Consider the following 26,736-nt stretch of genomic DNA (forward strand, 5'->3'; position numbering starts at 1 on the left):
TTTACAGAGAGGGAAGTCAAGGGTGTGAGCTTCCTAACACGAAAAATGATTTTACCACCTTTGAACTTCAATAGTGAACGAGTAATCTAGTAATTATTGACGGTATCAGCCGTTATCTGAACTTGAGCAATCTAGAAGGAAATAAGTCTAGGTTGGAGCAAGGGTGGAACCACGAAAACACATTCGTCCCTTTCCTAGGGATGAGTGTGTTTTTTTATAACTTTAGAGATTGAAAATTTAAAATAATTAAAAAATATATTGATTTTGTTTTTTATGCGAGTATAATGAGTTAGCAAATATATATGAACGAAAAAGTAACGATAAGGACATGAAATCATTTTTACGGTTTACAGAGAGGGAAGCCAAGGCTGTGAGCTTCCTAACACGAGAAATGATCTTACCACCTTTGAACTTCAATAGTGAACGAGCAATCTAGTAATTATTGACGGTATCAGCCGTTATCTGAACTTGAGCAATCTAGAAGAAAATAATTCCAGGTTGAAACAAGGGTGGAACCACGAAAACACATTCGTCCCTTTCCTAGGGATGAGTGTGTTTTTTTATTACTTTGAAAGGAGGTGCGGTAACATGAAACGATTAGTACGTACGGAAATAACCACCACCTGCATGATTAAAAAGCAGAGTAAGGTGATTCATAGGTGTAACAATTAAACTATTTAGGAGGAGATTAGAAGATGAATAATGTTATTAATGTTGGGCTATTAGGATTAGGTACTGTCGGAAGTGGTGTTGTCCATATTTTGAAAGAACATTATCAAAAAATTACTCTTGATACAGGATGTGAAGTAAAGGTAAAGACAGTCGTTGTACGTGATTTGGAAAAAGAACGTGATGTTTGCATTGATGGAATCGTAGTAACAAGTAATGTTGATGAAGTTCTAAATGATTCAAATATTGATATTGTAGTAGAGGTAATGGGCGGAATTGAAGAAGCGAAAGAACATATTGTGAAGGCTTTACAAAGTAAGAAACATGTCGTAACAGCAAATAAAGATTTAATGGCCGTATACGGTGCGGAGCTTTTGCAATTAGCAAATAAAAATGAATGTGACTTATGTTACGAAGCGAGTGTAGCTGGTGGGATTCCGATATTACGAGGATTATCAGACGGGCTAGCGTCAGATCAAATTGAAAAAATAATGGGAATCGTAAATGGAACAACAAATTATATGTTAACAAAGATGAGTCAAAATGGATGGTCGTATGAAGAGGCTTTACAGGAGGCACAAAAATTGGGTTTCGCAGAATCAGATCCAACAGCAGATGTAGATGGGCTAGATGCGGCGAGAAAGGTAGCAATTCTTGCAAATTTAGGATTTTCGATGAATGTTGCATTAGATGATGTGCAAGTAAGAGGGATTCGAAAGGTCGAAAAAGAAGATTTACAAATGGCTGAAAAGTTAGGATTTACTATGAAGTTAATTGGTAAAGCAGAGAAACAAGGATCATCCATTCACTTAAGTGTAGAACCGACTTTATTACCAAACCATCATCCGTTATCAAATGTTAATAATGAATTTAATGCGGTGTATGTTCACGGTCAAGCAGTAGGAGAAGTGATGTTTTACGGACCTGGAGCTGGGAAGTTGCCGACTGGTTCTGCTGTAGTAAGTGATATTATTTCAATCGTTAAAAATATGAATCAAGTTCCGAAAAATAAAAGTGTGTTAAAAGAACCAGAGCCGTACGAATTACAAGGAGATGAAGAAGTAGTTTCGAAATATTTCTTACGTATTTCATTACGAGATGAGCCTGGGATGTTGCAGAAAATAACAGAATGTTTCGTTAGTTATTCTGTAAGTTTAAAAGAGGTTATCCAATTACCTTTGAATCGTGAACTTGCAGAAGTCGTTGTTGTGACACATCACACTTCAAAATATCAATTCGAACGAGTTTTAGGAGCGATAGAAGCTGTCGCAAGTGAAATAAACAGCTACTACATTATTGAGGAGGAAAAACAATATGTATAAAGGATTATTAAACCAGTATGCTTCTTATTTACCAGTGAATGAAAACACACCTGATGTTAGCTTAATGGAAGGGAACACACCTCTTATTCCATTATTAAATATATCAAAACAATTAGGGATTCAGTTATACGGTAAATATGAAGGAGCGAATCCGACAGGTTCTTTTAAAGACCGTGGCATGGTAATGGCAGTTGCAAAGGCGAAAGAAGAAGGGGCGGAGGCAATCATTTGTGCATCAACAGGTAATACATCAGCATCAGCTGCCGCATATGCGGCACGCCTCGGAATGAAATGTATTATCGTAATCCCAGAAGGAAAGATTGCGCATGGGAAATTAGCGCAAGCGGTCGCCTATGGAGCTGAAATCATTTCAATAGAAGGGAATTTTGATGATGCACTTAAAGCTGTAAGAAATATTGCTGCAGAAGAGCCGATTACATTAGTAAACTCAGTGAATCCGTACCGAATTGAAGGGCAAAAAACAGCAGCATTTGAAATTTGTGACCAGTTGCAAAGTGCACCAGATGTTCTAGCTATCCCTGTTGGGAATGCAGGGAATATTACAGCATATTGGAAGGGCTTCTGTGAATACGAGAAAGAAAAAGGTTATAAGAAACCAAGAATTCACGGCTTTGAAGCGGAAGGAGCGGCGGCAATTGTAAAAGGACATGTAATTGAAGAACCTGAAACAATTGCAACAGCGATTCGCATCGGTAATCCAGCAAGTTGGTCGTATGCAGTAGAGGCAGCCGAACAGTCTAATGGTGAAATAGATATGGTGTCAGATGAGGAAATATTACATGCGTATAGATTATTAGCAAAAACGGAAGGGGTTTTCGCTGAGCCAGGATCAAATGCTTCATTAGCGGGGGTAATTAAACATGTTCAATCTGGAAAAATCAAAAAGGGAGAAACAGTTGTTGCAGTATTAACTGGAAACGGTTTGAAAGATCCTGATATTGCTATTTCTTCTAATAAATTAGACATTGCAAGTGTTTCAAATAATATAGAACAAATTAAAGATCATATAAAAGGGGTGATTATGTCGTGATACCATTAAGCGTTCGTGTTCCTGCTAGTACAGCAAATGTTGGACCAGGATTTGATTCTGTTGGAATAGCTTTGTCATTATATTTAGAAGTGAGTGTAAAGGGAGAAGCTGATAAGTGGCAAGTTATACATTCCTTTGACGATTCAATTCCAAAAGATGATAAAAATTTAATTGTTAGCACGGCATGTAAAGTATGTCCTTCTTTATCACCCCATATAATAGAAGTTACTAGTAATATTCCACTGACAAGAGGGCTAGGAAGTAGCGCATCAGCGATTGTAGCAGGAATAGAGCTTGCGAATCAACTTGGAAATTTACATTTAACAACTGATCAAAAAGTCCAAATTGCTACAAATTTTGAAGGACACCCAGATAATGTTGCTGCTTCTATTCTAGGTGGGACTGTAATCGGAGCACTTGATGGAAAGAATGTTTCGGTCGTAAGAATTGAAAGTAAGGAATTAGGCGTAATTTCTCTTATTCCGAATGAAGAGCTAAATACGGATGAAAGTCGATCTGTATTACCAGTGATGTTTCCGTTTCATGAAGCGGTTAAGGCTAGTGCGATAAGTAACGTATTAGTAGCTGCGTTATGCCAAAAGAAGTGGGAAGTTGTAGGTGAAATGATGGAAAGAGATCATTTCCACGAGCCATATCGTTTAGAACTTGTACCGTTATTACCATCAATTCGTAAATGTGCAAAAGAATTCGGAGCATATGGCACAGCACTTAGTGGTGCGGGACCATCCATTTTTATTCTAACTCCGTATGAGAAGCGTCAAGAAATTGCTGACCAATTAGCGAGAGTATTTGCAGCTATGAAAGTATGTGAGCTTGAAATTGATCATAAAGGGATTACTGTAAATAAGGAAGAACATATTGGATTATAAAGAAAGCTAGCATCGCTAGCTTTCTTTAAGTTATAGATAATCTATTTTTAACAGGGATTTTTCGGGAGAAATAATGTTTTAAAAAGAGAATATTAAAATGAATATTAATTTTGTATATTTGAGTAAAGAGCGATTTTGGAGGTGATTATATGAGTTCAAAAGAGTCACCAGAAGAAAAAAGAGAACACATAAGACAAAGTGAGTTGAAAAATAACCCTACCGGTTCTTTGAATGATGGGCTCAATAGAGCGGAATCAGGTAGCCCTGTTGATATGACAGGGGGCATGAATTGGAAAGGTACAGGGATATTAATTTTAGTGCTAGTTTTAGGATATATTATATACACTTACTTTTTCAGTTAAGGAAGGCTTGTTAAAACTTTGATTTATTTGGTTTCATAATTAGTGAGAAAGAAAAAACACAGTTATTGTATTACATATCTTCTAAGCAGGTTATAGTTGTTCATATAAATTTATTTTTAATACTCCAAATAGAGCTAGCGTTATGCTAGCTCTATTATTTTTTGCCACATTCCTGTAACAAAGCACCTGTATATTTAGTGGTGGAGGTGCAGAAGATGAAAAAAATGATAGCAATATGTCTTCTTACTACTATGTCATTTTCGACTTTAGTCGGGTGTGATGTAAAAGGTAGTAATGCGGTACAAGGGTCTAAAATAAAGAAAGCGACGTATAAAGATTTTACTTACGATGTAAATCCTGAGACTTTTACGTTAACTGTAGAACATGATGGTGTAAAAGAACAGGCATCACAACCGTTACCGAAAATGAAGGTATCGAATTTGAAAAAAGACAAGGATCATACATCATGGGAATATCCGGATCAAAAAATAAAAGTAAATTTAGAAAAGAAAAAAGATCACTTGAATATTGAAGTGGAATCGACTGGTGCAGAAAGTTTTACATGGCCAAAAGTGCAAGCTGAAAATTATACACTTCCGTTATGGGAAGGTAAGCAAATTCCAAGTAATGATGAGAATTGGAAGAATTTTTTAAAGGATGATGCATATTCATTTGCTGAATCATTTTCTATGAAGTTTTTTGCATTAAATGGTTCTAAATATTCGATTGTATATATTGCGAACAATATGTTTAATAATGAATTGAAATTTCATTCAGATCCGAAAATAGGGTTTGATTTTACACATGAATTCCCGAGTATAAATAAAAATAAAACATATGGCTTTCAATTATATGTGACAAATAATGATGCAGTAAGTATTGCTAAACTGTACAAGGATAATATTGTCGAAAAAGGTGAATTTAAAACATTACAAGAAAAGGCAAGAAAAAATAAAGAAATTGAAAAACTTTACGGAGCGGCTCATTTTTACTTTTGGAATCAAAATGGTTTATCAGAAAGTAACGTAAATTGGCCGAAGTTAAGAGAGCAAATAAATAGCCCAGTGTTTAGCCATATAAAAGAGCTTATTCAAAAGAATAGTTCAGAGCCTGGGGAATTGAATGTATTTGAGCAAGTGAGTAAACAAGACTTTATCGATAAGTACCAAAAAAATGTTATTTTACGCTATACAAACGAAGTATTATCTATGAAGGAATTGTATAAAGAGGATATTTTCCCGAAAGTTGATCAGGAAGCTAGTGTGTTATTAAAGAAAGGTGTAGATCACTTATCGAAGACAGAGCTGTATAGCTTAAATAAACATTTATTAAAGTCAGTACTCGGTGATGCAGTTGAAGAAGTAAGTAAATGGGGTAAAGCAGATGGGACGGATATACTAAAGGAAATGAAAGAGGCCGGGATAGAAAAGGCGTGGATTGGTTTACCGAACTGGGAACAAGGGTTTATGCAGCCTAATTTCGTTACAGAAGCGAAGGAAATGGGATATTTAGTTGGTCCGTATGATTCTTATCATTCTATTCACGAAAAAGGGGATAAAAATTGGAACACAGCTTCCTTTACTGATCCATCGTTATATGAAGAGGGTACTGTAACGAAGAAAAACGGTGAAAAGGTACAAGGGTTTTTAGGTAGAGGGCGAAAACTAAATCCAACATTATCACTTCCTAGTGTAAAAGAACGAATGAACGATATATTACAAAATGGTCCTAAATATAATTCATGGTTTATTGATTGTGATGCGACAGGTGAAATTTATGATGACTATTCAGAAAAACATATAACGACACAAGAACAAGATTTACAAGCCAGATTAAAACGAATGGATTATATTGCACAAGAAAAAGGGATGGTAGTTGGATCTGAGGGTGGAAATGATTTTGCGAGTAGTACGATTGCATTTGCTCATGGAATTGAAACGCCAGTTATTAAATGGGACGATGAAGATATGAGAAAAAACAAAACAAGCCCGTATTATGTAGGTGGATATTGGTCACCAAATCAAAATGTTCCCGAAAAATATGCAAAACAAGTACCGTTGAAAGAAGAATATAAACAAGTATATTTAAATCCAGTATATTCGGTACCATTATATAAATTAGTATACAACGATTCCGTTATTACAACGCACCATTGGGAATGGGGAAGTTTGAAGGTGAAAGATGAAGTTGGAAATCGTATGTTATATGAGTTATTGTATAATGTTCCTCCGTTGTACCATTTAGATGAAGTAGAGTGGAATAAGCATAAAAAAGAAATTACACAGCATCTGAAAGTTTGGAATGAAGTTCATGAAAAAGCAGTAAAAGAAGAAATGACGAACTTTGCATATCTGTCAGAAGATAAGCTAGTACAATCTGCTTCATATGGAAAAGATATTAAAATTATTGTGAATTTCTCAAATGAAGATGTAGAAATAGAAAAAATGAAAATAAAAGCAAAATCAGCTTTAATTAATAATAATGGGAAGCAAATGATATACACACCAAATGAGAAATAATAAGGTGAAACTTTAATCAGTGGGGGTGTTCATCTCCCACTGATTATTAGCCTTCAATCGAGCTTTTACGGCAAAAATTTGACTCTTTATTCTTACTACCTGCAAATAACAGAATGATAAATCTGTGAATTTGAATGTTTTGAAGTGTTAAATTTTTGAAGTTGATAAACAGTGACTTGCCAAAAATAAGCACGAGAGTATAATGTGAAATGGAATACATATTGGCTTCATGATGTAACCTTACAAAAATGTAAGGTGATTGAAAGGAAATTCAATATGAAGATTACTAGACATATATTATACTAGGAAAAGAGAAAGAGAGGAGAATGAACATGAGCTCTGAATTAGAACAAAACACGAGAAGCAATAAAAAACGTTCTAAACGAAAGTCAATAAAATGGTTCATTTTAATTCCATTTTTCCTACTTATTTTTGGAGGAGTAGGATATGGATCGTTTATATATAACAAAGCAAAAGCTGTTGTAAGTGATGCATATGCAAAAATTGATAAGTCATCAAAACGTGATAAAGAAGTTGAACCTTTAAAGGATAATATCTCAATTTTAATCATGGGTGTAGACGGAAGTGAAATGAGAAAAAGCCAATATGGCGAAGCAGTTCGGACAGATGCACTTTTATTAGCGACAATTAATAAAGATGATAAATCCGTTAAATTAGTAAGTATTCCGCGTGATTCACGCGTTTATATTCCATCTAGAAAGAAATTAGATAAAATTACACACGCACACGTATTTGGTGGTGTTGAAAGTACACGAGATACAGTGGAACGATTTTTAAATGTTCCAGTTGATTATTATGTGAAGTTTAACTTTGAGTCATTTGTACAAATTGTAGATTCAATTGGTGGTATTGATATTGATGTACCGGTTACTTTCACAGAACAAGATAGTAAAGACCAAGCAGGTATGATTCATTTAGAAAAAGGTTTCCAACATTTAAATGGAGAGCAAGCACTTGCACTTGCGAGAACGCGTAAAATTGACAGTGATACAATGCGCGGTCAAAGACAACAACTTGTAATTGAAGCAATTGCGAAAAAAGCTATGTCTGTTCAATCAATTAGTAAAATGGGCTCTTTACTTGATGCAGTTGATAAAAATATGAAAACAAATTTAACATTTGATGATATGCTTGCTATTACGAAAAATATGGCAGGATCGGATCTGCAAATGGAAAAGATGCAAATAGAAGGAACGGATAAACGTATTGGTGGTATTTATTATTACATTCCAAACGAAAAAAATGTGAAAGATATTTCGAATAAGTTAAATGAGCATTTAGGTGTTACACCAAAACCAACTCGAAATGAATAAGTATAAAAAAAGGTTGGCCTCAGCCAATCTTTTTTTATGGAAATGGATTGCTTTATTTGTTTTTTTAGTAGAAAAGCTACTAGGTGTTTCAAGTCTACATTCAAATCATTTAAATTTATATAAACAAAAGGTGTAATTGTACGATATACTAGAGGAGAATAATTGGTAATTAACTCCCAAAGTAGAGAAAATAGATTTATCTCATTGCAAATTGAAAGCGAATTGAATTGATGGAAGATCAAACAGGTTAAAACAAATCTTCTTGAAAGTTGTACATAGTGCAATCAAGAATTGGTATGAAAAGAATAAAGAGTTTGTTGAGGCAGGAACAACAATTTTGATAAAGCTCCCACTATAATTCATATATTGTTTGTTTATATAGTGTAATAAAATAAATAGATGTATAATTATATTGGGTGATTTATATATAAGATTAATAGGGAGAGGAATTCGATAGAATGGAAAAGGCTTTTAAAATTAAACGAGTTGTAGTTGTTTTAATAGCGATTGCAATAATAGCTATTGGGTATTTCATGTTTCAATCTATTACTTCACCAGCAAAAGCTGTTGCGAAACAAGAAAATGTAATACAGCTTGCAAGTGAACAACCGAAAGTTGAAATGAATAAAACGGCACCAAGTCGTTTTAATGGACAGGAAAGAAAAGTTGCTTACCTTACATTTGATGATGGGCCAGGAAAATATACGGCTGAATTATTGAATATGTTAAAACAGCATGATGCGAAGGCGACATTCTTTTTAATTGGTGCGAATGTGAAACAGTTTCCTGATTTAGTAAAACGCGAAAATGCAGAAGGACATTATGTTGGAATGCATAGTATGACACACAATTTTGCGAAGTTATATAAAAATGGCGAGTATGTTAATGAAATGAAAGAAGATCAAGGCTTAATCGCAAATATTATTGGGAAAGCCCCTAAATTAACACGTCCTCCATACGGATCGATGCCTGGTTTAAATGAAGGTCTCCGAAATAAAGTAGTTGAGGATGGTTTAAAAGTGTGGGACTGGACAATTGACTCTTTAGACTGGAAATACAATAAAGTACCAGTTGATGCAGCGGCAGCGCAAATCGCTCAAAATGTACTAGCTGGTGCAACAAAACCGCAAGAAGTCATTTTAATGCATGACATTCACCCGCAATCAGTTGCTGCTGTGCCAGCAATTTTAAAGGGTCTAAAAGAAAAAGGTTATGAATTTGAGGCATACCATGAAGAGAATCACTTCCCAGTGAATTTCTGGCACGATAATCGTATGTAATTGGAGGAATTGAAGTTGAAGTATGGAAAAGTAGCAGTAGTTGGAGCATTATCAGTAGGATTATTATCAGGTTGTTTCGGTGAAAAACCAGAAGAAAATTTATATACGGCTTTTGAAACAGCAGCGACACAAGAAAAATCGTTAGCTGATGATACGAAAAAGTTAGAGCAATTAGAAAAGCAAGGGCAAGAACTATATTCTCAAATTTTACAAGAAGGTAAAGAACATAATGAAGCAGTCACGAAGAAGATAGAGGAAGCTACTGCAAATGTAAATGAGCGTGAGAAAGTATTGAAAAACGAGAAAGAACTGTTAGAGAAAGCTCAGAAGGAGACGAAATCAGTTCAAAGCAATATAGAGAAGCTTGAAGATAAGAAATTACAAAAACAAGCTAAAGCAGTAGAAGAGTCGTATAAAAACCGTTATGCTGCATTCCAAAAAATGAATGAAGATTACACGAAGGCGTTAGCGAATGAAAAAGAGCTGTATGAAAAATTAAAAGTAAAAGAAACGAAGTTAAAAGAAATTGGTGAAAAAGTTAAAACTGTTAATGAGTTAAATGTGGAAGCTCAAAAGGCGAAAGAACAATTTAATAAACACACAAAAGAGTATAATGACAGTAAATTAGCATTTTACAAAGATGCACAGATTAAGACTAAAGAACAAAAATAAATAATGATCTTAATCCTAATAAAAAAGCTATAGAAAAAGCCGGAGAAACATTGCAAAAAGTGTTTTTTCGGCTTTTGTCGTTAAATGAATAGAAAAGACTGGAATTGATATCATAAAAGAGTTATAGTGTATTATTCGAAGGAAAACATTGTAAAGTAAGGAGAATGAAATATGTCATATGAATTTTTATTCAAATTAGGTTTAGCACTCTTTTTAGGATTATTCATCGGGATAGATAGGCAGCTAAAGAATAAACCGCTTGGTGTGAAAACAAGTATGGTTATTTCTGTAGCAAGTTGTTTAATTACAATGGTTTCAATTGAATCTGTAAATGTATATTCTGTACCGGGTCATACGAATATGGATCCAATGCGATTAGCTGCCCAAATTGTTAGTGGTATTGGTTTTCTTGGAGCGGGGGTAATTTTACGAAGAAGTAATGACGTTATTTCTGGATTAACGACAGCTTCAATGGTATGGGCTGCTTCAGCTTTAGGTATTGCGATTGGAGCAGGATTTTATATACAAGCGACGGTTGCTATGGTTTTAATTATATTAGCAATCAATGTACTTCCTCACCTTGTGAAAATTGCAGGCCCATATTCATTGAGACAAAAGGACTTGTCTATCAAAATTACTGTAAATGAGCATCGAGAGTTAGATGGGATTTTTAAGCAAATTAAAAATTTAAATATGCAAGTGAAGCGAGTGAAAATTAAAGATATTGATAATGGAGCATCTCAGCAATTAGAAATGGTAATTTTAGCTCCAGAAGATTTATATACAACTGAGTTATATAGTTCTCTAAAAGAAATCGATCATGTCGTATCTGTTGAAGTTGAAAGTAGATAAAAAAGATTGAAAAGGGTGATGAAAATTCACTCTTTTTTTAATGAAAAAAACATTTTGCTATAATTAATTACAAAGGGGGATATAAGTGATGGAGATACATGTTCGAAGGGCAACGAAAAATGATATTGCAAGTATAGTAAAAGTGCATGTAGAAAGCTGGAAAACAACGTATAAAGGGATATTTTCTAACGGGGTTTTAGACAATATAACGTATGAACAACGAGAAAACCTGTGGAAAAGCATCTTCCAAAAAGATGATAAGAACGAATATAGGTTTGTAGCAGAGACGTTAAATGGGGAAATTATCGGATTTATCGATGGTGGAGCTGAAAGAACGGGGGCATATAATTGTGATGGGGAATTATATGCAATATACATTTTACAAGAGTATCAAGGAATGAAGATAGGACAACGTTTATTTCAAGCTTTACTATCAGATTGTAAAAAAAATAATATGCAATCTCTTTTAGTTTGGGTTGTCTCTAATAATCCTTCTAAAAAATTTTATGAAAAATATAATCCTGAAAAAATTGATACAAAATTTTTAGAAAGACTACATATAGAAGAAATAGCATATGTGTGGCGAAATATGGATTGTTTATACAAAACATTATTAATTTAGGTATGAATAATTATATTATGTAAATTAAACTTACGGATATTAAAAAACATCAATAATTATATTGATGTTTTTTTACATACGGATTTAATGTTGTGGAAAAGACAAAAGGTTTAGTCAGATAAAAAAATTCTGAAATATATATTGAAATGATTATCATTATCAATTAAAATTGTGATTGATAATGAAATTCAATTATCGATAGTTTTATGGAAATTTTAATAGTGTTCGTCTAAAAGAGGAGGACCAGTATGCAGCATGCGAAACAAATCGCAGAACATGCAACAATACAAAGCTTTTTAAACTGTTATTTAAGAGAAACAGGGAGTGGAGAATGGATTACAGAGGATGAAAGAATAGAAAGTATCTTCAGTAATACGTTGAATAGAAATATAGTCCCCACATATTTATGTTGTCGGCTATCGGCACAGAATGTTACTTTGTATGGAGAAGTTATATATAAATCATCAACAGATCGCCATTTGTTTGGAGAACAGTTTTATTATCAAATCGGAGAAACTAAAACTGTTATAAAAGCAGATTACGTTACAGTTATTACATTTTTAATAAAAGAGATGTCTATCAACTATGGAGAAGGAACTAACCCTGCTGAACTTATGCTTCGAGTTATTCGTAGTTGTCAAAATATTGAGGAATTTACAAAAAAGAGAGCAGAAGATACATCTGCATTATATGGTTTCCATACAACTTTTATTGAGGCGGAGCAATCTTTATTATTTGGGCATTTAACTCATCCTACCCCAAAGAGTAGACAAGGTATATTGGATTGGAAAAGTGCAATGTATTCTCCAGAATTAAAAGGAGAATGCCAGCTTCATTATTTTCGAGCACATAAAAGTATAGTAAATGAAAAATCATTATTATTAGATTCTACAACAACGATTATAAAAGAAGAATTAAGTAAAGATGAGATGGTAAGTAAGGAATTTATAGTGAAATACTGTAAGGAAGATGAATATTCATTAATTCCAATTCATCCGCTTCAGGCAGAATGGTTATTACATCAACCTTATGTACAAGAGTGGATAAATCAAGGAGTACTTGAGTATATGGGTCCCGTAGGTAAGTATTATATGGCAACATCATCACTTAGGACGCTATATCATCCTCATTCGAAATATATGCTTAAGTTTTCATTTCCGGTGAAAGTAACAAATTCAATGCGCGTTAATAAGTTGAAGGAACTTGAGAGTGGCCTTGAAGGGAAGGAAATGTTAAATACGTCAATTGGTGAAGTACTAGAAAAGTATCCAGGTTTTGATTTTATTTGTGATCCAGCCTTTATTACCTTAAATTATGGAGCAAAAGAGTCTGGATTTGAAGTGATTATTCGAGAGAATCCTTTTTATAGTGAACATGCAAATGACGTTACTTTAATTGCTGGACTAGTTCAAGATGCTATACCGGGAGAACATACTCGTTTATCGAATATTATTCATCACTTAGCAGATTTAGAAAATAGAAGCTGTGAAGAAGTAAGTTTAGAGTGGTTTAGACGGTATGTAAATATTTCTTTAAAGCCGATGGTATGGATGTATTTACAGTATGGAGTTGCATTAGAAGCTCATCAGCAAAATAGTGTTGTTCAGCTAAAGGATGGTTATCCAGTAAAATATTATTTCCGTGATAATCAAGGGTTTTATTTCTGTAATTCAATGAAAGAGAAGCTTAATAATGAGTTATCTGGTATTGGAGAACGTACTGGAAATTTATATGACGATTATATTGTAGATGAAAGGTTTCGTTACTATTTAATTTTTAATCATATGTTTGGACTTATTAACGGTTTTGGTACAGCAGGATTAATTAAGGAGGAAATTCTTCTCTCTGAATTAAGGTCTGTACTTGAATCATTCCTTCCATATAACCGTGAACCTTCTACATTTTTAAGAGAATTGTTGGAAGAGGATAAGTTGGCATGCAAAGCAAACTTGCTAACGAGATTTTTCGATGTTGATGAACTGACAAATCCTTTAGAGCAAGCAATTTATGTACAGGTAGATAATCCACTCGTTAGAGAAGTGGCTGTTCGTTCATAAGTAGTGCTAAAATTTCACGTAATACAAATAATGGAATTCGATATTCCGTATTATAGCGGAGGGATTTATGAAAGAAGAAGTTTATCACATAAAAATATTGAAGGCACTCCAATCAAAAGAGTACATTTCAGTAAGAAGAAGAGTATTCCGGCAATTAGTAGAATCGTTAATTTATGAAGAAATCATTACGCCGATTCGTATACAAAAGGGAGAGCAAATCCTTTTTATTATACAAGGTCTTGATGAAAAGAATCAAAATGTAATGTACCAATGCTATGGACAAGAACGTATGACATTTGGGCGTATTTGTTTGCATGACTCATTAATAATGAGAGTTCAAGATGAGGAAGAAGAAATACAATCAGTTTCACAATTTTTACAGGAGATTTTTCGAATTGTTCAAGTGGATCGAACGAAATTGGATTCTTTTATTCAAGAATTAGAACAAACAATCTTTAAAGATACGATTGCACAATATGAGAGAAGTAGTGAAGAAGACTATCTTGCGAAATCTTATGATGAGCTTGAAAGTCATTTGATAGATGGACATCCATATCATCCTAGCTATAAAGCACGCATTGGATTTCAATATCGTGACAATTTTCAATATGGATTTGAATTTATGCAACCAATGAAAATTATATGGATTGCAGTTCATGAGAAATATACGACTGTAGGATATGAAAGTGAAGAGAGCTATAACTGTACCTTTAAAGAAGAAATTGGTGAAAAGAAAATCGAAGAGTATATGGATCGTATTCGAAAAATGGACTGTGATTCGAAGAAGTATATGTTTATACCTGTTCATCCTTGGCAGTGGGAGAACTTTATTATTCCGAATTATACTGACCATATACAGGATAAATATATTATTTATTTAGGGAAATCAGAAGATGATTATTGCGCGCAGCAGTCGATGCGGACATTAAGAAATGTTACGAACCGAGCGAAACCATATGTAAAGTTACCAATGAATTTACTCAATACTTCAACTATCCGTACATTAAAACCACATTCGGTTGTGAGTGCACCTGCTATATCGAATTGGTTAAAAGATATAGTAGATCATGATCCTTATTTAAGGGATGAATCGCGTTTAATTTTGTTAAATGAATTTTCGAGTGTTACGTACGATGCGAATAAAAAAGCTACATATGGCTCATTAGGATGTATTTGGCGCGAAAGCGTTCACAAATATTTAGATAAGAAAGAAGAGGCAATCCCATTTAACGGTTTATATGCCAAGGGAAAAGATGGGACACCAATTATTGATTTGTGGTTAAAGAGATATGGAGTAGAAAGCTGGTTACAACTGCTTATTCAAAAAGCAATTGTCCCAGTTGTACACTTCGTTGTAGAGCATGGAGTCGCATTAGAATCACATGGACAAAACATGATTTTAGTTCATGAAGAAGGAATACCAGTCCGTATTGCACTAAAAGATTTTCATGAAGGACTGGAGTTTTATCGTCCATTTTTGAAAGAACTCGGAAAATGTCCGGACTTTACTAAAATGCATAAAACATATGCGAATGGTCAAATGAATGATTTCTTTGAAATGGACCGTATTGAATGTTTGCAAGAAATGGTTTTAGATGCGTTGTTCCTATTCAATCTAGGTGAACTGGCTTTCGTGCTGGCAGATGAGTATCAGTTGGAAGAGGAACAATTTTGGCTCATTCTTGTTGAAGAAATAGAAAATCATTTTGAAAAATTTTCGCATTTGAAAGAACGTTTTGAAGCATTACAATTATATGCACCTACATTTCATGCAGAGCAATTAACGAAGCGACGTTTATATATGGATGTGGAATCGCTTGTTCATGAAGTTCCAAATCCATTGTATAGAGCAAGGCAACTTACAATACAAAAATCAGTTGTTACAGGGGGAAATCATGCTAATCGTTAATAAACAAGAATTTAGCAAAAATGATTTTGAATCGAGATTACAAGTTTACGAGGAAATGGAACAATTTCAAGAAGCAAAAGGAAATAGATTTGCACTTTGTCTGAAAGATCCATTTGATATTATTACGCTTGTGTTTTTCTTAAAAGAAAAAAAAACATCTGTATTACTTATTCATGAAGAGACACCGATGGATACAGCTATTGAGATGGCAAGGCGTGCAAATTGTGCGGGGCTCTTATATGGGGAAAGTAACGAATTTATAAAGTTAGAAGTTATAAATCTATTACAAGAAGAACCGTCTTTATTGCAATATAGTTCTGGAACAACAGGAGAACCGAAACTGATTCGTAGAGCATGGACGGAAGTTGAAACAGAAATTACTGCTTATAATGCAGCTTTAAAATGTGATGAAGATGAAGTACCAATTGTTATGGCTCCTGTTTCACATTCGTATGGATTAATTTGTGGTACGTTATCTGCAATTATGAGGGGTAGCAAGCCTATAATCATTACGAATAAAAATCCTAAATTCGCATTAAATATAGTTCGAAATACAGAAAAACATATTATATATGCAGTACCACTTATGCTACATATTATGGGTAGTTTTCCACAAGGTACGTTTCAGTTTCATAAAATTATGACGTCAGGCTCACCTTTGCCAGAAACGTTATTTTATAAACTGAAAGGAATGACAAAATACATGATGCAACAATATGGTTGTTCTGAAGCAGGATGCATTAGTATATGTCATGATATGGAAACCCATTTGGATTTAGGAAAGCCACTGCCTCATTTAAGTATAAACATAGGATCAGATGAAAACGAGCCTGAAGAAATCGTAGCGAAAATTGCTGAAAAGGAAATTTATACGAAAGATTTAGGGTATGAATCTGAGCGTGGCCTTCATTTTATGGGGCGTATGGATGATGTAATCAATGTTTCAGGATTAAAAGTTTTCCCTATAGAGGTGGAAGAAACGATGCTTCGGTTAGAAGGTATTCAAGAAGCAATTGTATACCGAGGGAAGCATCCTGTAATGGGTGAAATCGTAAAAGCGAAAGTGATCTCTCGTATTGCCCCGGTGAAAATAAGAGAATGGTGTATTCAGCACTTACCGTCTTATAAAGTTCCGCATGAAATTGAAAGTGTAACTGAAATTCCGAAAAATAAAACCGGAAAAGTAAGTAGAAAGTTACTAGAGATGGGAGAGGTTACAACATGAGTCGTGAAACGTTAAAGGATGCTGTATTAAGCATTATGATAGAAAAAATGGAACTGAAAAATGTAACGTATTTAGAAGAAACGATGCGTTTAAATCAAGATTTATATATAGATTCGGTAATGATGTTACAGCTTATAGTATACATAGAAATAGATTTAAAACTATGCGTTCCAGAGGATGAGATAGACCCAAAGGCGTTTCTTACTGTAGGATCTTTGCTTGACTTTATGGAAGAGTTGCAACCGTTACACGAAGTAAATGTGAATAACTAACCTTTTAGGAAAGTGGATGAGAATATGACTTCAATTAAAGTTCACTGTTTAGTGAGTTGTTTTTGTGAAATTATAAAAAGGCGTAGCGATATAGATTTCCGGCCATTTTATTTCGGATTATGGGATGGAGATTTTGATATAACAGAAGGCGGGATTATTTCTTATCATTCCGAAAACATTAACCATGATAACTACTTACTCTGGTATGAAAAATTGTATGGTATTAAAGTGAACGAATGGTACGATCATTCAAAAGATAAAAATAGCAATGTAGAAAAATTTTTAGAATTAGTAGAAAATAAGCCGGAAAATCGTCACGTAATTGTAATGGTTGATATGTCTTTATTGCCTGAGAGAGAAAATAAGTTTCATCAAAAACCGTTTCCGCATTACTTAATGATATCGAAGACAGAGAAAGAAGATGAATGGTTCATGCTTGATCCTGATTTTCGCTGGGAAGGGAATATGGAAAGAGAAAAAGTGCTCCATTCTGTTAAAGACAACCCATTTGGTGGAGGCTATTTCATTGATATAGAAGGAATTCAGGAGCCAACACAAGAGATGGTAGAAAGTTATTTCATGGAAACATTCAAAAAGAATGATAACAAACTAACTATGGAATTAAAAAAATTAATAATAAAAATGGTAAATGAAGAGGATGGGTATTCACTTTCCAGGCTCGTAATGGCAGTAAAGCAAATACCCGTATTGGCAATACGGAAATATAGCTATGAACATGCCCTTGCATACTTCCGTGAAACGTTACAATATTCGGAACAAGAATTTGATTATTGGTGTGATCGAGTGGAAGACATTGTACAAGGATTTACAAATGTACAGTACCGCGCAATCAAAATGGCAATGACAAAAAATAAAGATATGTTAATAACATTTGTTGAGAAGCTTGATGAAATGAATACAATTGAACTGCAAATTAAGGATGAATTAGAGAGACAGTTTCTGTCATGGAAAGATATGAAAACAAATCAGTCTGTCTTAACTTTTTAAAGCAATCTAACTGAATTTAAGATAAGGGAGTTCAAACCTATGAAATATTCACTATGTACAATTTCATTTCGCCATCAACTAATTTCATTTACTGATATTGTTCAATTTGCATACGAAAACGGTTTTGAAGGGATTGAATTATGGGGGACTCATGCACAAAATTTATATATGCAAGAGCGTGAAACGACAGAGAGAGAGCTGGATTTTTTAAAGGATAAAAATTTAGAAGTTACGATGATAAGTGATTATTTAGATATATCATTATTAGCAGATTTTCAAAAAACGCTGGAAAAATGTGAACAACTGGTAACACTAGCTAATTGGTTTAATACAAATAAAATTCGTACGTTTGCTGGGCAAAAAGGTAGTGAGGATTTCTCGGAACAAGAGAGAAAAGAGTATGTGAAGCGAATTCGCATGATTTGTGATCTATTTGCTCAGCACAATATGTATATACTATTAGAAACACATCCAAATACGTTAACGGATACTTTACCGTCTACTTTGAAATTGTTAGAAGAAGTAAATCATCCATATTTAAAAATAAACCTAGATTTTCTTCATATTTGGGAGTCTGGTGCAGACCCGGTAGATAGTTTCCAGCGACTAAAGCCGTGGATACAACATTACCATTTTAAGAATATATCATCAGCGGAGTATTTACACGTGTTTGAACCAAATAATGTATATGCTGCTGCTGGAAGTCGTATAGGAATGGTCCCATTATTTGAAGGTATAGTAAATTATGATGAAATCATCCAGGAAGTGAGCGATACTGAACAGTTTGCTTCACTTGAATGGTTTGGACATAATGCGAAAGATATATTAAAAGAAGAAATGAGAGCATTAACAAATAGAAAATTAGAAGTAGTAACCTCATAAGATGGAATGATGTAAGGGTCTCGTTTAAGAGACTCTTTTTTTACGGAATAAATAACCAAAAATTACCATGTATTTAATTTCGGATTTGATACAATTTAATATATATAAGGAGGTGATCGGTAATGGCTAGAAATCGTAACGCTAATCAATTAGCATCACATGGAGCACAAGCAGCTCTAGATCAAATGAAATATGAAATTGCACAAGAGTTTGGTGTACAGCTTGGAGCTGATACTTCTTCACGTGCAAACGGTTCTGTAGGCGGTGAAATTACAAAACGCCTTGTAGCGATGGCAGAACAACAGCTTGGTGGCGGATATACTCGCTAAATGTAGAAGGTTATAGGAGAAAGGAAGGATTCTTCCTTTCTTTTTTATTTTCAATTAATTGGTATGGATATATTGTGAACAGGATTCAAAGAATAGGAGTAATGCTATATTTTACCCAATTTCTTTTGTTGTAAATGGAAAGTAGTAAAGATGAAATAGCCCTGGTGGAATGCAAAATTAAGTTCCAGCAGGGCTATTATATGGTAAGAAATATATGATGAAAGGTTCCGAAATCAACATGTTAAAAAAAGAAAACTGTTGTTTAATTGCACTTGCATCAGTTCCACTTGTTATGACGTTAGGTAATTCAATGCTTATTCCAATCCTGCCAACCATTGAAAAGAAATTACATATTTCATCTTTCCAAGTATCCATGATTATTACAATTTATTCTATCATTGCAATTATACTTATACCGATTGCTGGCTATTTATCAGATAGATGGGGACGAAAGATGGTAATGGTTCCAAGTTTATTAATTGCAGCTATTGGAGGAGCGATAACGGGCTGGGTATCATGGAAAGTTGATAACCCTTACGTTTGGATTCTTATCGGAAGAGCAATTCAAGGGATAGGTGCTGCTGGTGCTATGCCAGTTGTCATACCATGTGTAGGTGATTTATACAAAGATGAAAAACAGGTTAGTGCAGGTTTAGGAATCATTGAGACGTCAAATACATTTGGAAAAGTATTGAGTCCCATATTAGGATCAGCTCTTGCAGCTATTGTATGGTTCTTACCATTTTGGGCGATTCCAGTTTTATGTTTAATATCGATTGTTTTACTACTGGTACTAGTAAAGGCGAAGAAACAAGAAGAAGAAGTCCCACCACTTAAAGAATTTATTCAATCTATTATCTCTACGTTTCGAGAAAAGGGAAGATGGTTAATTGCCATTTTTATACTAGGTGCAATTATTATGCTTATTTTATTCGGAATACTTTTTTATCTGTCAACTATACTGGAGTCGAAGTACGACATTCATGGTATATGGAAAGGGTGTGTACTCGCTATTCCTTTACTTGTACTATCACTTAGCTCATATATGGCTGGTAAAAAAATTGGAGATAAACAAGATATTATGAAAAAGTGTATTTATATTGGATTTTTACTGGCTGCTGCATCTGTCTTCTTACCTTTATTTCTAAAAGGAATTTATTTGCTACTTCTTTGTCTCGTTATTATGGGGGGAGGAATTGGTATGGCGTTACCGTGTCTAGATGCTCTTATTACACAAGGGATTGAAAAAGAGCAGAGGGGGACAGTTACGTCATTTTATAGTTCAATGCGATTTATCGGTGTAGCAGCTGGACCACCCCTGTATTCTTTTTTTATGAAAGGGGCGGACCATGAAGTATTTTATTTAACGAGCATCTTCGCTGCTATTGGTGCGGTCATAGCAATTATTTGGATTAAACCAGCAAAAGATACAATGATGGTAAAACAGAAGCCGGAACCAACGTCATAATCCGAAAGAGAATTGCATGTTAATTACACAACATGCAATTCTCTTTAATTAGTTAGGAAAAATAACTTGTTTTAACATATAAAGTGCGACTCCCCATATGATTAGCCCTGAAAATTTATTTAATACTGTAATCGTTTTTCCTGTCGAGTCTAATCCTTTTAGAAATTTTCCAGCAAAAGCTAAACTAATAAACCAAATCCAAGAAACTATAATTGTTGCAAAAGTGAAAGCCCATTTCTCACTTCCTATGTACTGTATAGAGTTTGTTCCGATTACACCAATTGTATCTAAAATTGCGTGTGGATTTAGTAATGAAACCGATGCGGTGAAAATAATTTGATTTTTTAAAGGCATGCTTTTTTCTTGCTTTACATCATTTGAAGGATCGCTTCTCCAAATAACCCAGCCCATATACATAAGAAAGAAAAATCCAATCATATACAGAGTGGTTGTTAACCAAGAAAAAGTAAGGAGTACAAGGGATACACCTTGTACAGCAATTAATATTAATAATGTATCACATATAGATGCAGTCAAGACTACAGGAGCAGCTCGCCAAATATTTGGTTGACTCGCGCCTTGATTAAAGACGAAAACATTTTGGACACCTAATGGAATGATAAGACCAAATGCAAGGATGATACCGTGAATAATTGCTTCACTCATCATATTACCTCCTACTTAATGTGATTAGTTATGATAGTGTATATTGTATAGAAGAAATGAAAATTTGTATCCATCCATATGGTTGGATAGGTTACCAACCATAAAGTATGTGAGGTGATATAGTGGAAAGGCTCGTTTGGAAACCTAATATGTTTTCGTCTATTCCTTTATATAAACAAATAGAATCTTATATAAAAGAAAGAATTGTTAATGGGGAATGGACAGTTGGAACTAAATTACCTTCACAAAGAGATTTGGCGCATACGTTTGAAGTGAATCGAAGTACAATTGTAATGGCTTTCGATGAATTAGTAGCAAAAGGGTACATTGAGGGGAATGGCCGGAAGGGAACAATTGTTATAAATAATAGTGAGAGTACTTCTACATATGCCCCGCCTCCAAACTGGCAGTCTTATGTAGAAACAGGACTTCATTATCCGAATCTTCCTGCTGTACAAGAGATTAATCAAGCTGAATTTACTCCCAATGTAATTCGATTAGGAACAGGTGAACTTTCACCGAGTCTCTTGCCTGAGAAAAAGATGAAGGGTATTATTGGTAAAATTTTACAATCAAATGTTACACTTGGGTATGAGGAACCGAAAGGAAATCTCCATTTAAGAAAAAAAATTGCGGAATATTTAAAAGGGCATGGGGTATATGTATCTCCTGACTCTATTTTAATTGTTTCGGGGGCAATTCAAGCATTGCAACTTATTTCTATGGGTCTTCTTCCGAAAGGAGCGTCAATTTTATTAGAAAAACCATCATATTTATATTCGCTTAATGTATTTCAATCAGCAGGAATGCGCTTGATTGGAATACCAATGAATGAGAATGGTATAAATACTTCATATATTACAAAATATAAGAAACAATTTAACGCATCTATTTTATATACAATCCCATCTTTTCATAATCCGACCAATTTTAGTATGAACGGTAAGAAGAGGGAAGAAGTGATGGAGATATGTAATGAAATTGGATTGCCTATTATTGAGGACGCGGTATATCAAGATTTATGGTTCGATGCACCAGTTTCAAAGCCTTTAAAGGCATATGATAAAAATGGTATCGTGCTACATATTGGAAGTATGTCCAAAGTCATTAGTCCTGGTTTAAGAATTGGATGGGTTGTTGGATCAGAATCCGTTATTCAAAGATTAGCAGATATAAAAATGCAAACTGATTATGGTTCAAGTTCTATATCCCAGCAGATTGCAGCGGAGTGGTTTGAAAATGGATTGTATGATGAACATTTACAGTTTGTAAGAAGTGAATTGAAAAAACGTAGAGATTTTATGATAAGTATGTTAGAAAAGTATTGTAGTGGCATTGCAACTTGGCATGAGCCAGTAGGAAGCTTTTACATTTGGCTACATATAAATCTACCAATTTCGAATCGTAGTTTATTTGACAAAGCTTTGCAAGAAAAGGTGTTATTAAACCCAGGCACTTTGTATGATAGAAGTGCTAACCAATTTTTACGTCTTTCTTATTCCTATGCAACTGTAGAAGAAATTGAAGCTGGAATAAAAAAGATCGCGCAATTAATTAAAGGGTAAAAGGAGAAAACCATGAAGCAATATGTGATTTGCCAAATGATTGATGGAGATAAATATTTAGCTGCTTATGCGGAAACAAAACAGGATGCAATTGAAAAAGCAGAATTATTAGGGTTAAGAACTGGAAATCGTTACATAGTAATTACTGCAGAAGAAGCAGAGGGGTTAACTTATCCTTAAACAATAGGGGAGTACATAAGAAGTAAATAAGCCTAATAATGTACTATATTATTAGGCTTATTTACTATTAAAGTGTGACAGGGAAAATAATATAATTATGAGTCAAGTTGACGGAAATACCGATTTGTTTTTCGATCCTGATTTCCGTCTCTATATTCATCAACATATTGCCTGAAGTTCCAAGATTGCAAAAACTTATTAGCGGCATTATAACCAGATTTATAGAGCCATTCTTTCTCTTTTTTAGTTAATTGAAAATTAGTACTTGTAATGGTTCCTGTTGGAATTGTAATAGTTCTAGCCTTTGATTCTTTATCTAAATGACGTAAATCATGAGCTTGCATCATTGTTTTAAATAGTCCTTTGAACATGGAAATAGGTTCTTCATAGTGGGCGGGATCAGCTTGAATCTCATCTTTTACAAAATGAAATCCAAAGGTAGGCCAGCGAGGAGAAGTCGGTGAATCGAAAATCCAAATTGGATAATTACTTAAGATACCGCCATCAACCATATAACAAGGTTGTTTCCATTTTGGTGTTCTCCATTTCACTGGTTCGAAGAAGAAAGGAATGGTTCCACTCATTCTTACTGCTTTAGCGATAGGGAAGCGATAATTTAAAAATCCGTAGTTTGGCAAGTCATCGGGAAAAATAACCATTTTACCATTGCTTATATCTGAAGCGATAATTTTGAGTTTATTCAAATCTGGTAAGTCTGTAAACAAATGAATTCCTTTTTTTCTAAGCAGGTCTTCTAGCCATTCTTCGAGAAATACATTTGAATAAATGCCTAGAGTAGACCAAGCGCTTAATCCTTTACCAATAAAGGGGATTCTATCAAGAAAAGTTTTTTTAGTGAATTTTTCATAATCAATGTCTGTTACAATAGTTTTTAATTCGGAACAAGAATATCCTGCTGCTAGAAGCGCTGCAATAATAGCACCGGCTGATGTTCCAGCTAAACGTTCCCATTCATAACCTTTTTCGGCTAACGCGCAAATTGCCCCTACATGAGCAATTCCGCGTACACCGCCTCCCTCGAAAACACCATCAATCTTCATTAAACATACTTCCTTTCAGATGGAAAATTTGAAAATGGCAAAAAAGCACGTATTGTACGCGCTTTTTTACAATAGTTTTTAAGTTTACTAGCAGCCGAATCCGCCGCCCCAACAGCTAGCTCCAATGATGATTAGAAGGATAAATAAAACGATTAATAAAGCGAAACCTCCATAACCACATCCACCACAACTACCGCCGTAACCGTAACCACCGCCGTAACCGCCGCAACTATATCCGTAACCCATGTGGAATTCCTCCTTAAATTAAAAATAAAAATGAACGAGGGGAAAATATACTGGAAGAAATAAAGAACTATCGTGTTTGTAGGAACAATGTATACTATGCTTTTTTAAACTTGTTCGCGTACGAGGGATAAGCCCGTTTTTTTGGAAGGCTTGTTGATTTTACAATGAATGGAGTATAATCTTTGTGCTATGATACAAATAAGTATGTAAATGTAAGGAGAATTTATGAGACAGCAAATTGAAGTGTTAATTGATAAATATGGACTGACACATTTAAAAGAGGAACTTATTAATACTATATTTCCTTGTGTAAAAGTTGTGCCCGAGCAGCAAGAAACGGTTGCGATAGGTAGTTCGAAAATGGGGGGAGTTCCTGATTTACCGGATTCATTTGAATATCCAACATACAAAGAGAATCCGTTACGTTTTATTGCACAGTTTAATTTAAGTGATCTACAAAACGTTGGTATGGATCACAATCTTCCTAAGACAGGGATGTTATATTTCTTTAATATTGAAAATTACTTTGAAGAAGATGTAAATCCAAACGAAGCTGGACGTGTACTTTATTATGATATCCCTGTAGAGCAATTACGTAGAGCAGATGAAATACAAGCGAAATATAACCAGTGTGCAATTACTTTTGAACTGACGTATAAATTACCGGAGCTTTTCATTGAAGATGAGGCAGATTCAGATCGTTTCTTGCAATTACTTGAAGAGCTAATCCCAGACAACTATGATAATCATCAAATGTTTGGAGAACCATTCTCTGTACAAGAGGAAGTATTATATGAGACAGGAGAATATATGGGGATAGAGCCACAGCAAATGACGCTTTTATTCCAAATTGATTCAGATCATAAAAATTGTAATATGGTTTGGGGAGAATTAGGAATGCTATATTTCTGTATTAGTAATGAAGATTTGAAAAATCGACGTTTTGAAAATACATGTTGTGTGTTACAAACTTGTTAATGAAGAAGGTTGTTCTTGTAAAAAGAACAACCTTTTTACAATGTTAAATATGCATAATCTCATATGACCTATTTTGAAAAGTATTGTATACTCTGAAACTATACGATACTTTTTCGTATAGTTATAGAATGTAAGGAGTGACAAGATGGGAAAGACAAGTAAGTATGTGACAGCTGCCGCACTTTGTTCAACTATAGTAATGGGAGGCTTACAAGCGTCATCTGTATCTTATGCGGCTACGAATCCGACTACAGTGACAACACAATCAGATGCAAAGTTGTTAAATGATTTCAGAAAAGAATTAAAAAAACAGATTGATAATCGTGAAGAAAATATTACAATCGCATATAAAACAAAAGATAGAGATGCTAGAAAGATTATGGACCAATTGTACGGCGAGTTTAATAAAATCGTAGATGCTGATGAGTATGTAAAATATAATGTAGCATCTACTAAGTATTCTATAAAAGGTATGCCAGGGAATTATACGTTTACATTACAAGTGGAGTATCGTGAATCAAAAGAGCAAACACAGTATGTAAAGTCTCAGGCGAAAGCAATTGTAAATTCTATAATTAAACAAGGCATGGATGAGCATGAGAAAGTAAAAGCTATTCATGATTACGTTGTAAAACATGTATCTTATGATACGTCTTATCAAGCGTATACAGCGTATGAAGCGTTAGCGAATCGTTCTGCAGTTTGCCAAGGATATACATTATTAACATATCAATTATTGCAAGAAGCAGGTATTCAAAATCATATTGTAACAGGTACAGGGAATGGACAAGCTCACGCATGGAATTTAGTGAACATTGATAACAAGTGGTACCACCTAGATACTACATTCGATGATCCAGTACCAGATAAAGCTGGGCGTGTAACATATTCCTATTTTAATATGTCTGACGAGCAGTTAAGCAAAGACCACGAATGGGATCGTAGTAAATATCCAGCGGCAACTACAAGTTACTTTGGTGAATTAACAAACAAAATAAAAGCTGGTAGCTCAAAAACGATTGTATATGAGAAAATGTTAAAAGAAACAAATTTAAAATACTTGTCTGCACAATATGGAGCGGAAAATTATAATGAATTTAAGCAAAAGTTACAGCAACAATTTGCATCTAAACCAGAAAAAGTAGAAGTACGATATAAGCAGTCTATGGATGGAACGATGCAAGATATAAAGACAGTATTAAATGAAGTAACTTGGCCAAAAGGTGCAAAGCGTGTATCTTATCAAGTTGCGCCATATAGTGCAATGGCAGGTTATTCATTAGCGACAATTACATTTACGTATTAATGAAAAAGAGC

The 26,736-nt window shown here is 34.2% G+C and carries 25 protein-coding genes and 2 other annotated features (1 of these 27 cut by a window edge); of the genes, 22 read left to right on the forward strand and 3 right to left on the reverse strand.

Translation table 11 applies throughout. The features are described 5' to 3' along the window. Positions 1 to 194 (forward strand) — a binding site (T-box leader); it begins 38 nt to the left of the window's first position. A gap of 114 nt (positions 195 to 308) precedes the next feature. Beyond that, positions 309 to 540, forward strand: a binding site (T-box leader). 155 nt (positions 541 to 695) lie between these two features. From ACFVQC_RS14375 to bcbE, 18 genes are all read left to right on the forward strand, one after another. Next, positions 696 to 1,991 carry a homoserine dehydrogenase gene (locus ACFVQC_RS14375; RefSeq protein WP_377898541.1) on the forward strand — a complete coding sequence of 432 codons (1,296 nt, stop codon included), beginning with the start codon at positions 696 to 698 and terminating at the stop codon, positions 1,989 to 1,991. After that, positions 1,984 to 3,042, forward strand: coding sequence for a threonine synthase (thrC, locus tag ACFVQC_RS14380; protein ID WP_377898542.1), 1,059 nt, complete (start codon positions 1,984 to 1,986; stop codon positions 3,040 to 3,042). The genes ACFVQC_RS14375 and thrC overlap by 8 nt, the downstream gene beginning before the upstream one ends. After that, positions 3,039 to 3,932, forward strand: coding sequence for a homoserine kinase (gene thrB / locus ACFVQC_RS14385; protein WP_377898543.1), 894 nt, complete (start codon positions 3,039 to 3,041; stop codon positions 3,930 to 3,932). The genes thrC and thrB overlap by 4 nt, the downstream gene beginning before the upstream one ends. Positions 3,933 to 4,081: 149 nt before the next feature. After that, positions 4,082 to 4,294 (forward strand): DUF6366 family protein, encoded by a 213-nt coding sequence (locus tag ACFVQC_RS14390; protein WP_000095426.1) that lies wholly within the window; start codon positions 4,082 to 4,084, stop codon positions 4,292 to 4,294. 215 nt (positions 4,295 to 4,509) lie between these two features. Next, a complete protein-coding gene (locus ACFVQC_RS14395; protein ID WP_377898544.1) occupies positions 4,510 to 6,813 on the forward strand; it encodes a glycoside hydrolase in 2,304 nt (767 codons plus the stop codon). Between the two features lie 332 nt (positions 6,814 to 7,145). Beyond that, positions 7,146 to 8,147 carry an LCP family protein gene (locus tag ACFVQC_RS14400; protein ID WP_377898545.1) on the forward strand — a complete coding sequence of 334 codons (1,002 nt, stop codon included), beginning with the start codon at positions 7,146 to 7,148 and terminating at the stop codon, positions 8,145 to 8,147. Positions 8,148 to 8,605: 458 nt separating this feature from the next. Further along, positions 8,606 to 9,427 carry a peptidoglycan-N-acetylglucosamine deacetylase gene (locus ACFVQC_RS14405; RefSeq protein WP_377898546.1) on the forward strand — a complete coding sequence of 274 codons (822 nt, stop codon included), beginning with the start codon at positions 8,606 to 8,608 and terminating at the stop codon, positions 9,425 to 9,427. Positions 9,428 to 9,442: 15 nt separating this feature from the next. Next, positions 9,443 to 10,099 carry a YkyA family protein gene (locus tag ACFVQC_RS14410; RefSeq protein WP_002202330.1) on the forward strand — a complete coding sequence of 219 codons (657 nt, stop codon included), beginning with the start codon at positions 9,443 to 9,445 and terminating at the stop codon, positions 10,097 to 10,099. Positions 10,100 to 10,270: 171 nt separating this feature from the next. Further along, positions 10,271 to 10,951: an MgtC/SapB family protein gene (locus tag ACFVQC_RS14415; protein ID WP_002200827.1), complete on the forward strand. Its 681-nt coding sequence runs from the start codon at positions 10,271 to 10,273 to the stop codon at positions 10,949 to 10,951. A gap of 85 nt (positions 10,952 to 11,036) precedes the next feature. Next, positions 11,037 to 11,573: a GNAT family N-acetyltransferase gene (locus ACFVQC_RS14420; protein WP_377898547.1), complete on the forward strand. Its 537-nt coding sequence runs from the start codon at positions 11,037 to 11,039 to the stop codon at positions 11,571 to 11,573. Positions 11,574 to 11,821: 248 nt separating this feature from the next. After that, positions 11,822 to 13,630 carry an IucA/IucC family protein gene (locus tag ACFVQC_RS14425; RefSeq protein WP_377898548.1) on the forward strand — a complete coding sequence of 603 codons (1,809 nt, stop codon included), beginning with the start codon at positions 11,822 to 11,824 and terminating at the stop codon, positions 13,628 to 13,630. Positions 13,631 to 13,697: 67 nt separating this feature from the next. Beyond that, positions 13,698 to 15,539 (forward strand): IucA/IucC family protein, encoded by a 1,842-nt coding sequence (locus ACFVQC_RS14430; protein WP_377898549.1) that lies wholly within the window; start codon positions 13,698 to 13,700, stop codon positions 15,537 to 15,539. Continuing rightward, positions 15,526 to 16,764, forward strand: coding sequence for an AMP-binding protein (locus ACFVQC_RS14435; protein WP_377898550.1), 1,239 nt, complete (start codon positions 15,526 to 15,528; stop codon positions 16,762 to 16,764). Before ACFVQC_RS14430 ends, ACFVQC_RS14435 begins: the two co-directional genes overlap by 14 nt. Beyond that, positions 16,761 to 17,036 carry a petrobactin biosynthesis protein AsbD gene (gene asbD, locus ACFVQC_RS14440; protein ID WP_377898551.1) on the forward strand — a complete coding sequence of 92 codons (276 nt, stop codon included), beginning with the start codon at positions 16,761 to 16,763 and terminating at the stop codon, positions 17,034 to 17,036. The genes ACFVQC_RS14435 and asbD overlap by 4 nt, the downstream gene beginning before the upstream one ends. 24 nt (positions 17,037 to 17,060) lie before the next feature. Next, the gene (locus tag ACFVQC_RS14445) at positions 17,061 to 18,044 is read left to right on the forward strand and encodes a DUF6005 family protein (protein ID WP_377898552.1); all 984 of its coding nucleotides are present in this window, start codon (positions 17,061 to 17,063) and stop codon (positions 18,042 to 18,044) included. A 39-nt stretch (positions 18,045 to 18,083) separates the two neighbouring features. Continuing rightward, positions 18,084 to 18,926, forward strand: coding sequence for a sugar phosphate isomerase/epimerase family protein (locus tag ACFVQC_RS14450; RefSeq protein WP_377898553.1), 843 nt, complete (start codon positions 18,084 to 18,086; stop codon positions 18,924 to 18,926). A 122-nt stretch (positions 18,927 to 19,048) separates the two neighbouring features. Beyond that, positions 19,049 to 19,255, forward strand: coding sequence for an alpha/beta-type small acid-soluble spore protein (locus tag ACFVQC_RS14455; RefSeq protein WP_000113539.1), 207 nt, complete (start codon positions 19,049 to 19,051; stop codon positions 19,253 to 19,255). A gap of 217 nt (positions 19,256 to 19,472) precedes the next feature. Next, positions 19,473 to 20,723, forward strand: a complete 1,251-nt coding sequence (gene bcbE / locus ACFVQC_RS14460) for a bacillibactin exporter BcbE (RefSeq protein WP_377894359.1) — start codon at positions 19,473 to 19,475, stop codon at positions 20,721 to 20,723. Positions 20,724 to 20,771: 48 nt separating this feature from the next. On the opposite strand, the gene ACFVQC_RS14465 is transcribed toward bcbE, so the two are convergent. Continuing rightward, entirely contained in the window at positions 20,772 to 21,389 is a 618-nt protein-coding gene (locus ACFVQC_RS14465) for a LysE/ArgO family amino acid transporter (RefSeq protein ID WP_016104587.1), read from the reverse strand. Between the two features lie 122 nt (positions 21,390 to 21,511). Here ACFVQC_RS14465 and ACFVQC_RS14470 point away from each other — a divergent pair, with 122 nt between their 5' ends. Together ACFVQC_RS14470 and ACFVQC_RS14475 are read left to right on the forward strand one after the other, a co-directional pair. Beyond that, positions 21,512 to 22,954 carry an aminotransferase-like domain-containing protein gene (locus ACFVQC_RS14470; protein WP_377898554.1) on the forward strand — a complete coding sequence of 481 codons (1,443 nt, stop codon included), beginning with the start codon at positions 21,512 to 21,514 and terminating at the stop codon, positions 22,952 to 22,954. Between the two features lie 12 nt (positions 22,955 to 22,966). Further along, positions 22,967 to 23,134 (forward strand): DUF3933 family protein, encoded by a 168-nt coding sequence (locus ACFVQC_RS14475; protein ID WP_000816387.1) that lies wholly within the window; start codon positions 22,967 to 22,969, stop codon positions 23,132 to 23,134. Between the two features lie 95 nt (positions 23,135 to 23,229). Here ACFVQC_RS14475 and ACFVQC_RS14480 read toward each other — a convergent pair whose 3' ends face one another. After that, entirely contained in the window at positions 23,230 to 24,195 is a 966-nt protein-coding gene (locus ACFVQC_RS14480) for a patatin-like phospholipase family protein (RefSeq protein ID WP_002148634.1), read from the reverse strand. A gap of 87 nt (positions 24,196 to 24,282) precedes the next feature. After that, positions 24,283 to 24,441, reverse strand: a complete 159-nt coding sequence (locus ACFVQC_RS14485) for a YjcZ family sporulation protein (RefSeq protein WP_002118476.1) — start codon at positions 24,439 to 24,441, stop codon at positions 24,283 to 24,285. A gap of 225 nt (positions 24,442 to 24,666) precedes the next feature. Between ACFVQC_RS14485 and ACFVQC_RS14490 the strand changes: the two genes are divergently transcribed. Beyond that, positions 24,667 to 25,419, forward strand: coding sequence for a YwqG family protein (locus ACFVQC_RS14490; RefSeq protein WP_377894336.1), 753 nt, complete (start codon positions 24,667 to 24,669; stop codon positions 25,417 to 25,419). 145 nt (positions 25,420 to 25,564) lie between these two features. Next, positions 25,565 to 26,725, forward strand: coding sequence for a transglutaminase domain-containing protein (locus tag ACFVQC_RS14495; protein ID WP_377898555.1), 1,161 nt, complete (start codon positions 25,565 to 25,567; stop codon positions 26,723 to 26,725). Positions 26,726 to 26,736 lie beyond the last annotated feature (11 nt).

The sequence above is a fragment of the Bacillus sp. NPDC057893 genome, from assembly GCF_042796455.1.
In the GTDB taxonomy this organism is placed as follows: Bacteria; Bacillota; Bacilli; order Bacillales; family Bacillaceae_G; genus Bacillus_A.

Bases quoted from the DNA above. Each gene is read 5' to 3' on its own strand.
- ACFVQC_RS14375 (WP_377898541.1), top strand. From the start codon at position 696: ATGAATAATGTTATTAATGTTGGGCTATTAGGATTAGGTACTGTCGGA.
- thrC (WP_377898542.1), top strand. From the start codon at position 1,984: ATGTATAAAGGATTATTAAACCAGTATGCTTCTTATTTACCAGTGAAT.
- ACFVQC_RS14390 (WP_000095426.1), top strand. From the start codon at position 4,082: ATGAGTTCAAAAGAGTCACCAGAAGAAAAAAGAGAACACATAAGACAA.
- ACFVQC_RS14395 (WP_377898544.1), top strand. From the start codon at position 4,510: ATGAAAAAAATGATAGCAATATGTCTTCTTACTACTATGTCATTTTCG.
- ACFVQC_RS14400 (WP_377898545.1), top strand. From the start codon at position 7,146: ATGAGCTCTGAATTAGAACAAAACACGAGAAGCAATAAAAAACGTTCT.
- ACFVQC_RS14405 (WP_377898546.1), top strand. From the start codon at position 8,606: ATGGAAAAGGCTTTTAAAATTAAACGAGTTGTAGTTGTTTTAATAGCG.
- ACFVQC_RS14415 (WP_002200827.1), top strand. From the start codon at position 10,271: ATGTCATATGAATTTTTATTCAAATTAGGTTTAGCACTCTTTTTAGGA.
- ACFVQC_RS14425 (WP_377898548.1), top strand. From the start codon at position 11,822: ATGCAGCATGCGAAACAAATCGCAGAACATGCAACAATACAAAGCTTT.
- ACFVQC_RS14430 (WP_377898549.1), top strand. From the start codon at position 13,698: ATGAAAGAAGAAGTTTATCACATAAAAATATTGAAGGCACTCCAATCA.
- ACFVQC_RS14435 (WP_377898550.1), top strand. From the start codon at position 15,526: ATGCTAATCGTTAATAAACAAGAATTTAGCAAAAATGATTTTGAATCG.
- asbD (WP_377898551.1), top strand. From the start codon at position 16,761: ATGAGTCGTGAAACGTTAAAGGATGCTGTATTAAGCATTATGATAGAA.
- ACFVQC_RS14445 (WP_377898552.1), top strand. From the start codon at position 17,061: ATGACTTCAATTAAAGTTCACTGTTTAGTGAGTTGTTTTTGTGAAATT.
- ACFVQC_RS14450 (WP_377898553.1), top strand. From the start codon at position 18,084: ATGAAATATTCACTATGTACAATTTCATTTCGCCATCAACTAATTTCA.
- ACFVQC_RS14455 (WP_000113539.1), top strand. From the start codon at position 19,049: ATGGCTAGAAATCGTAACGCTAATCAATTAGCATCACATGGAGCACAA.
- bcbE (WP_377894359.1), top strand. From the start codon at position 19,473: ATGAAAGGTTCCGAAATCAACATGTTAAAAAAAGAAAACTGTTGTTTA.
- ACFVQC_RS14465 (WP_016104587.1), bottom strand. From the start codon at position 21,389: ATGAGTGAAGCAATTATTCACGGTATCATCCTTGCATTTGGTCTTATC.
- ACFVQC_RS14475 (WP_000816387.1), top strand. From the start codon at position 22,967: ATGAAGCAATATGTGATTTGCCAAATGATTGATGGAGATAAATATTTA.
- ACFVQC_RS14480 (WP_002148634.1), bottom strand. From the start codon at position 24,195: ATGAAGATTGATGGTGTTTTCGAGGGAGGCGGTGTACGCGGAATTGCT.
- ACFVQC_RS14485 (WP_002118476.1), bottom strand. From the start codon at position 24,441: ATGGGTTACGGATATAGTTGCGGCGGTTACGGCGGTGGTTACGGTTAC.
- ACFVQC_RS14490 (WP_377894336.1), top strand. From the start codon at position 24,667: ATGAGACAGCAAATTGAAGTGTTAATTGATAAATATGGACTGACACAT.
- ACFVQC_RS14495 (WP_377898555.1), top strand. From the start codon at position 25,565: ATGGGAAAGACAAGTAAGTATGTGACAGCTGCCGCACTTTGTTCAACT.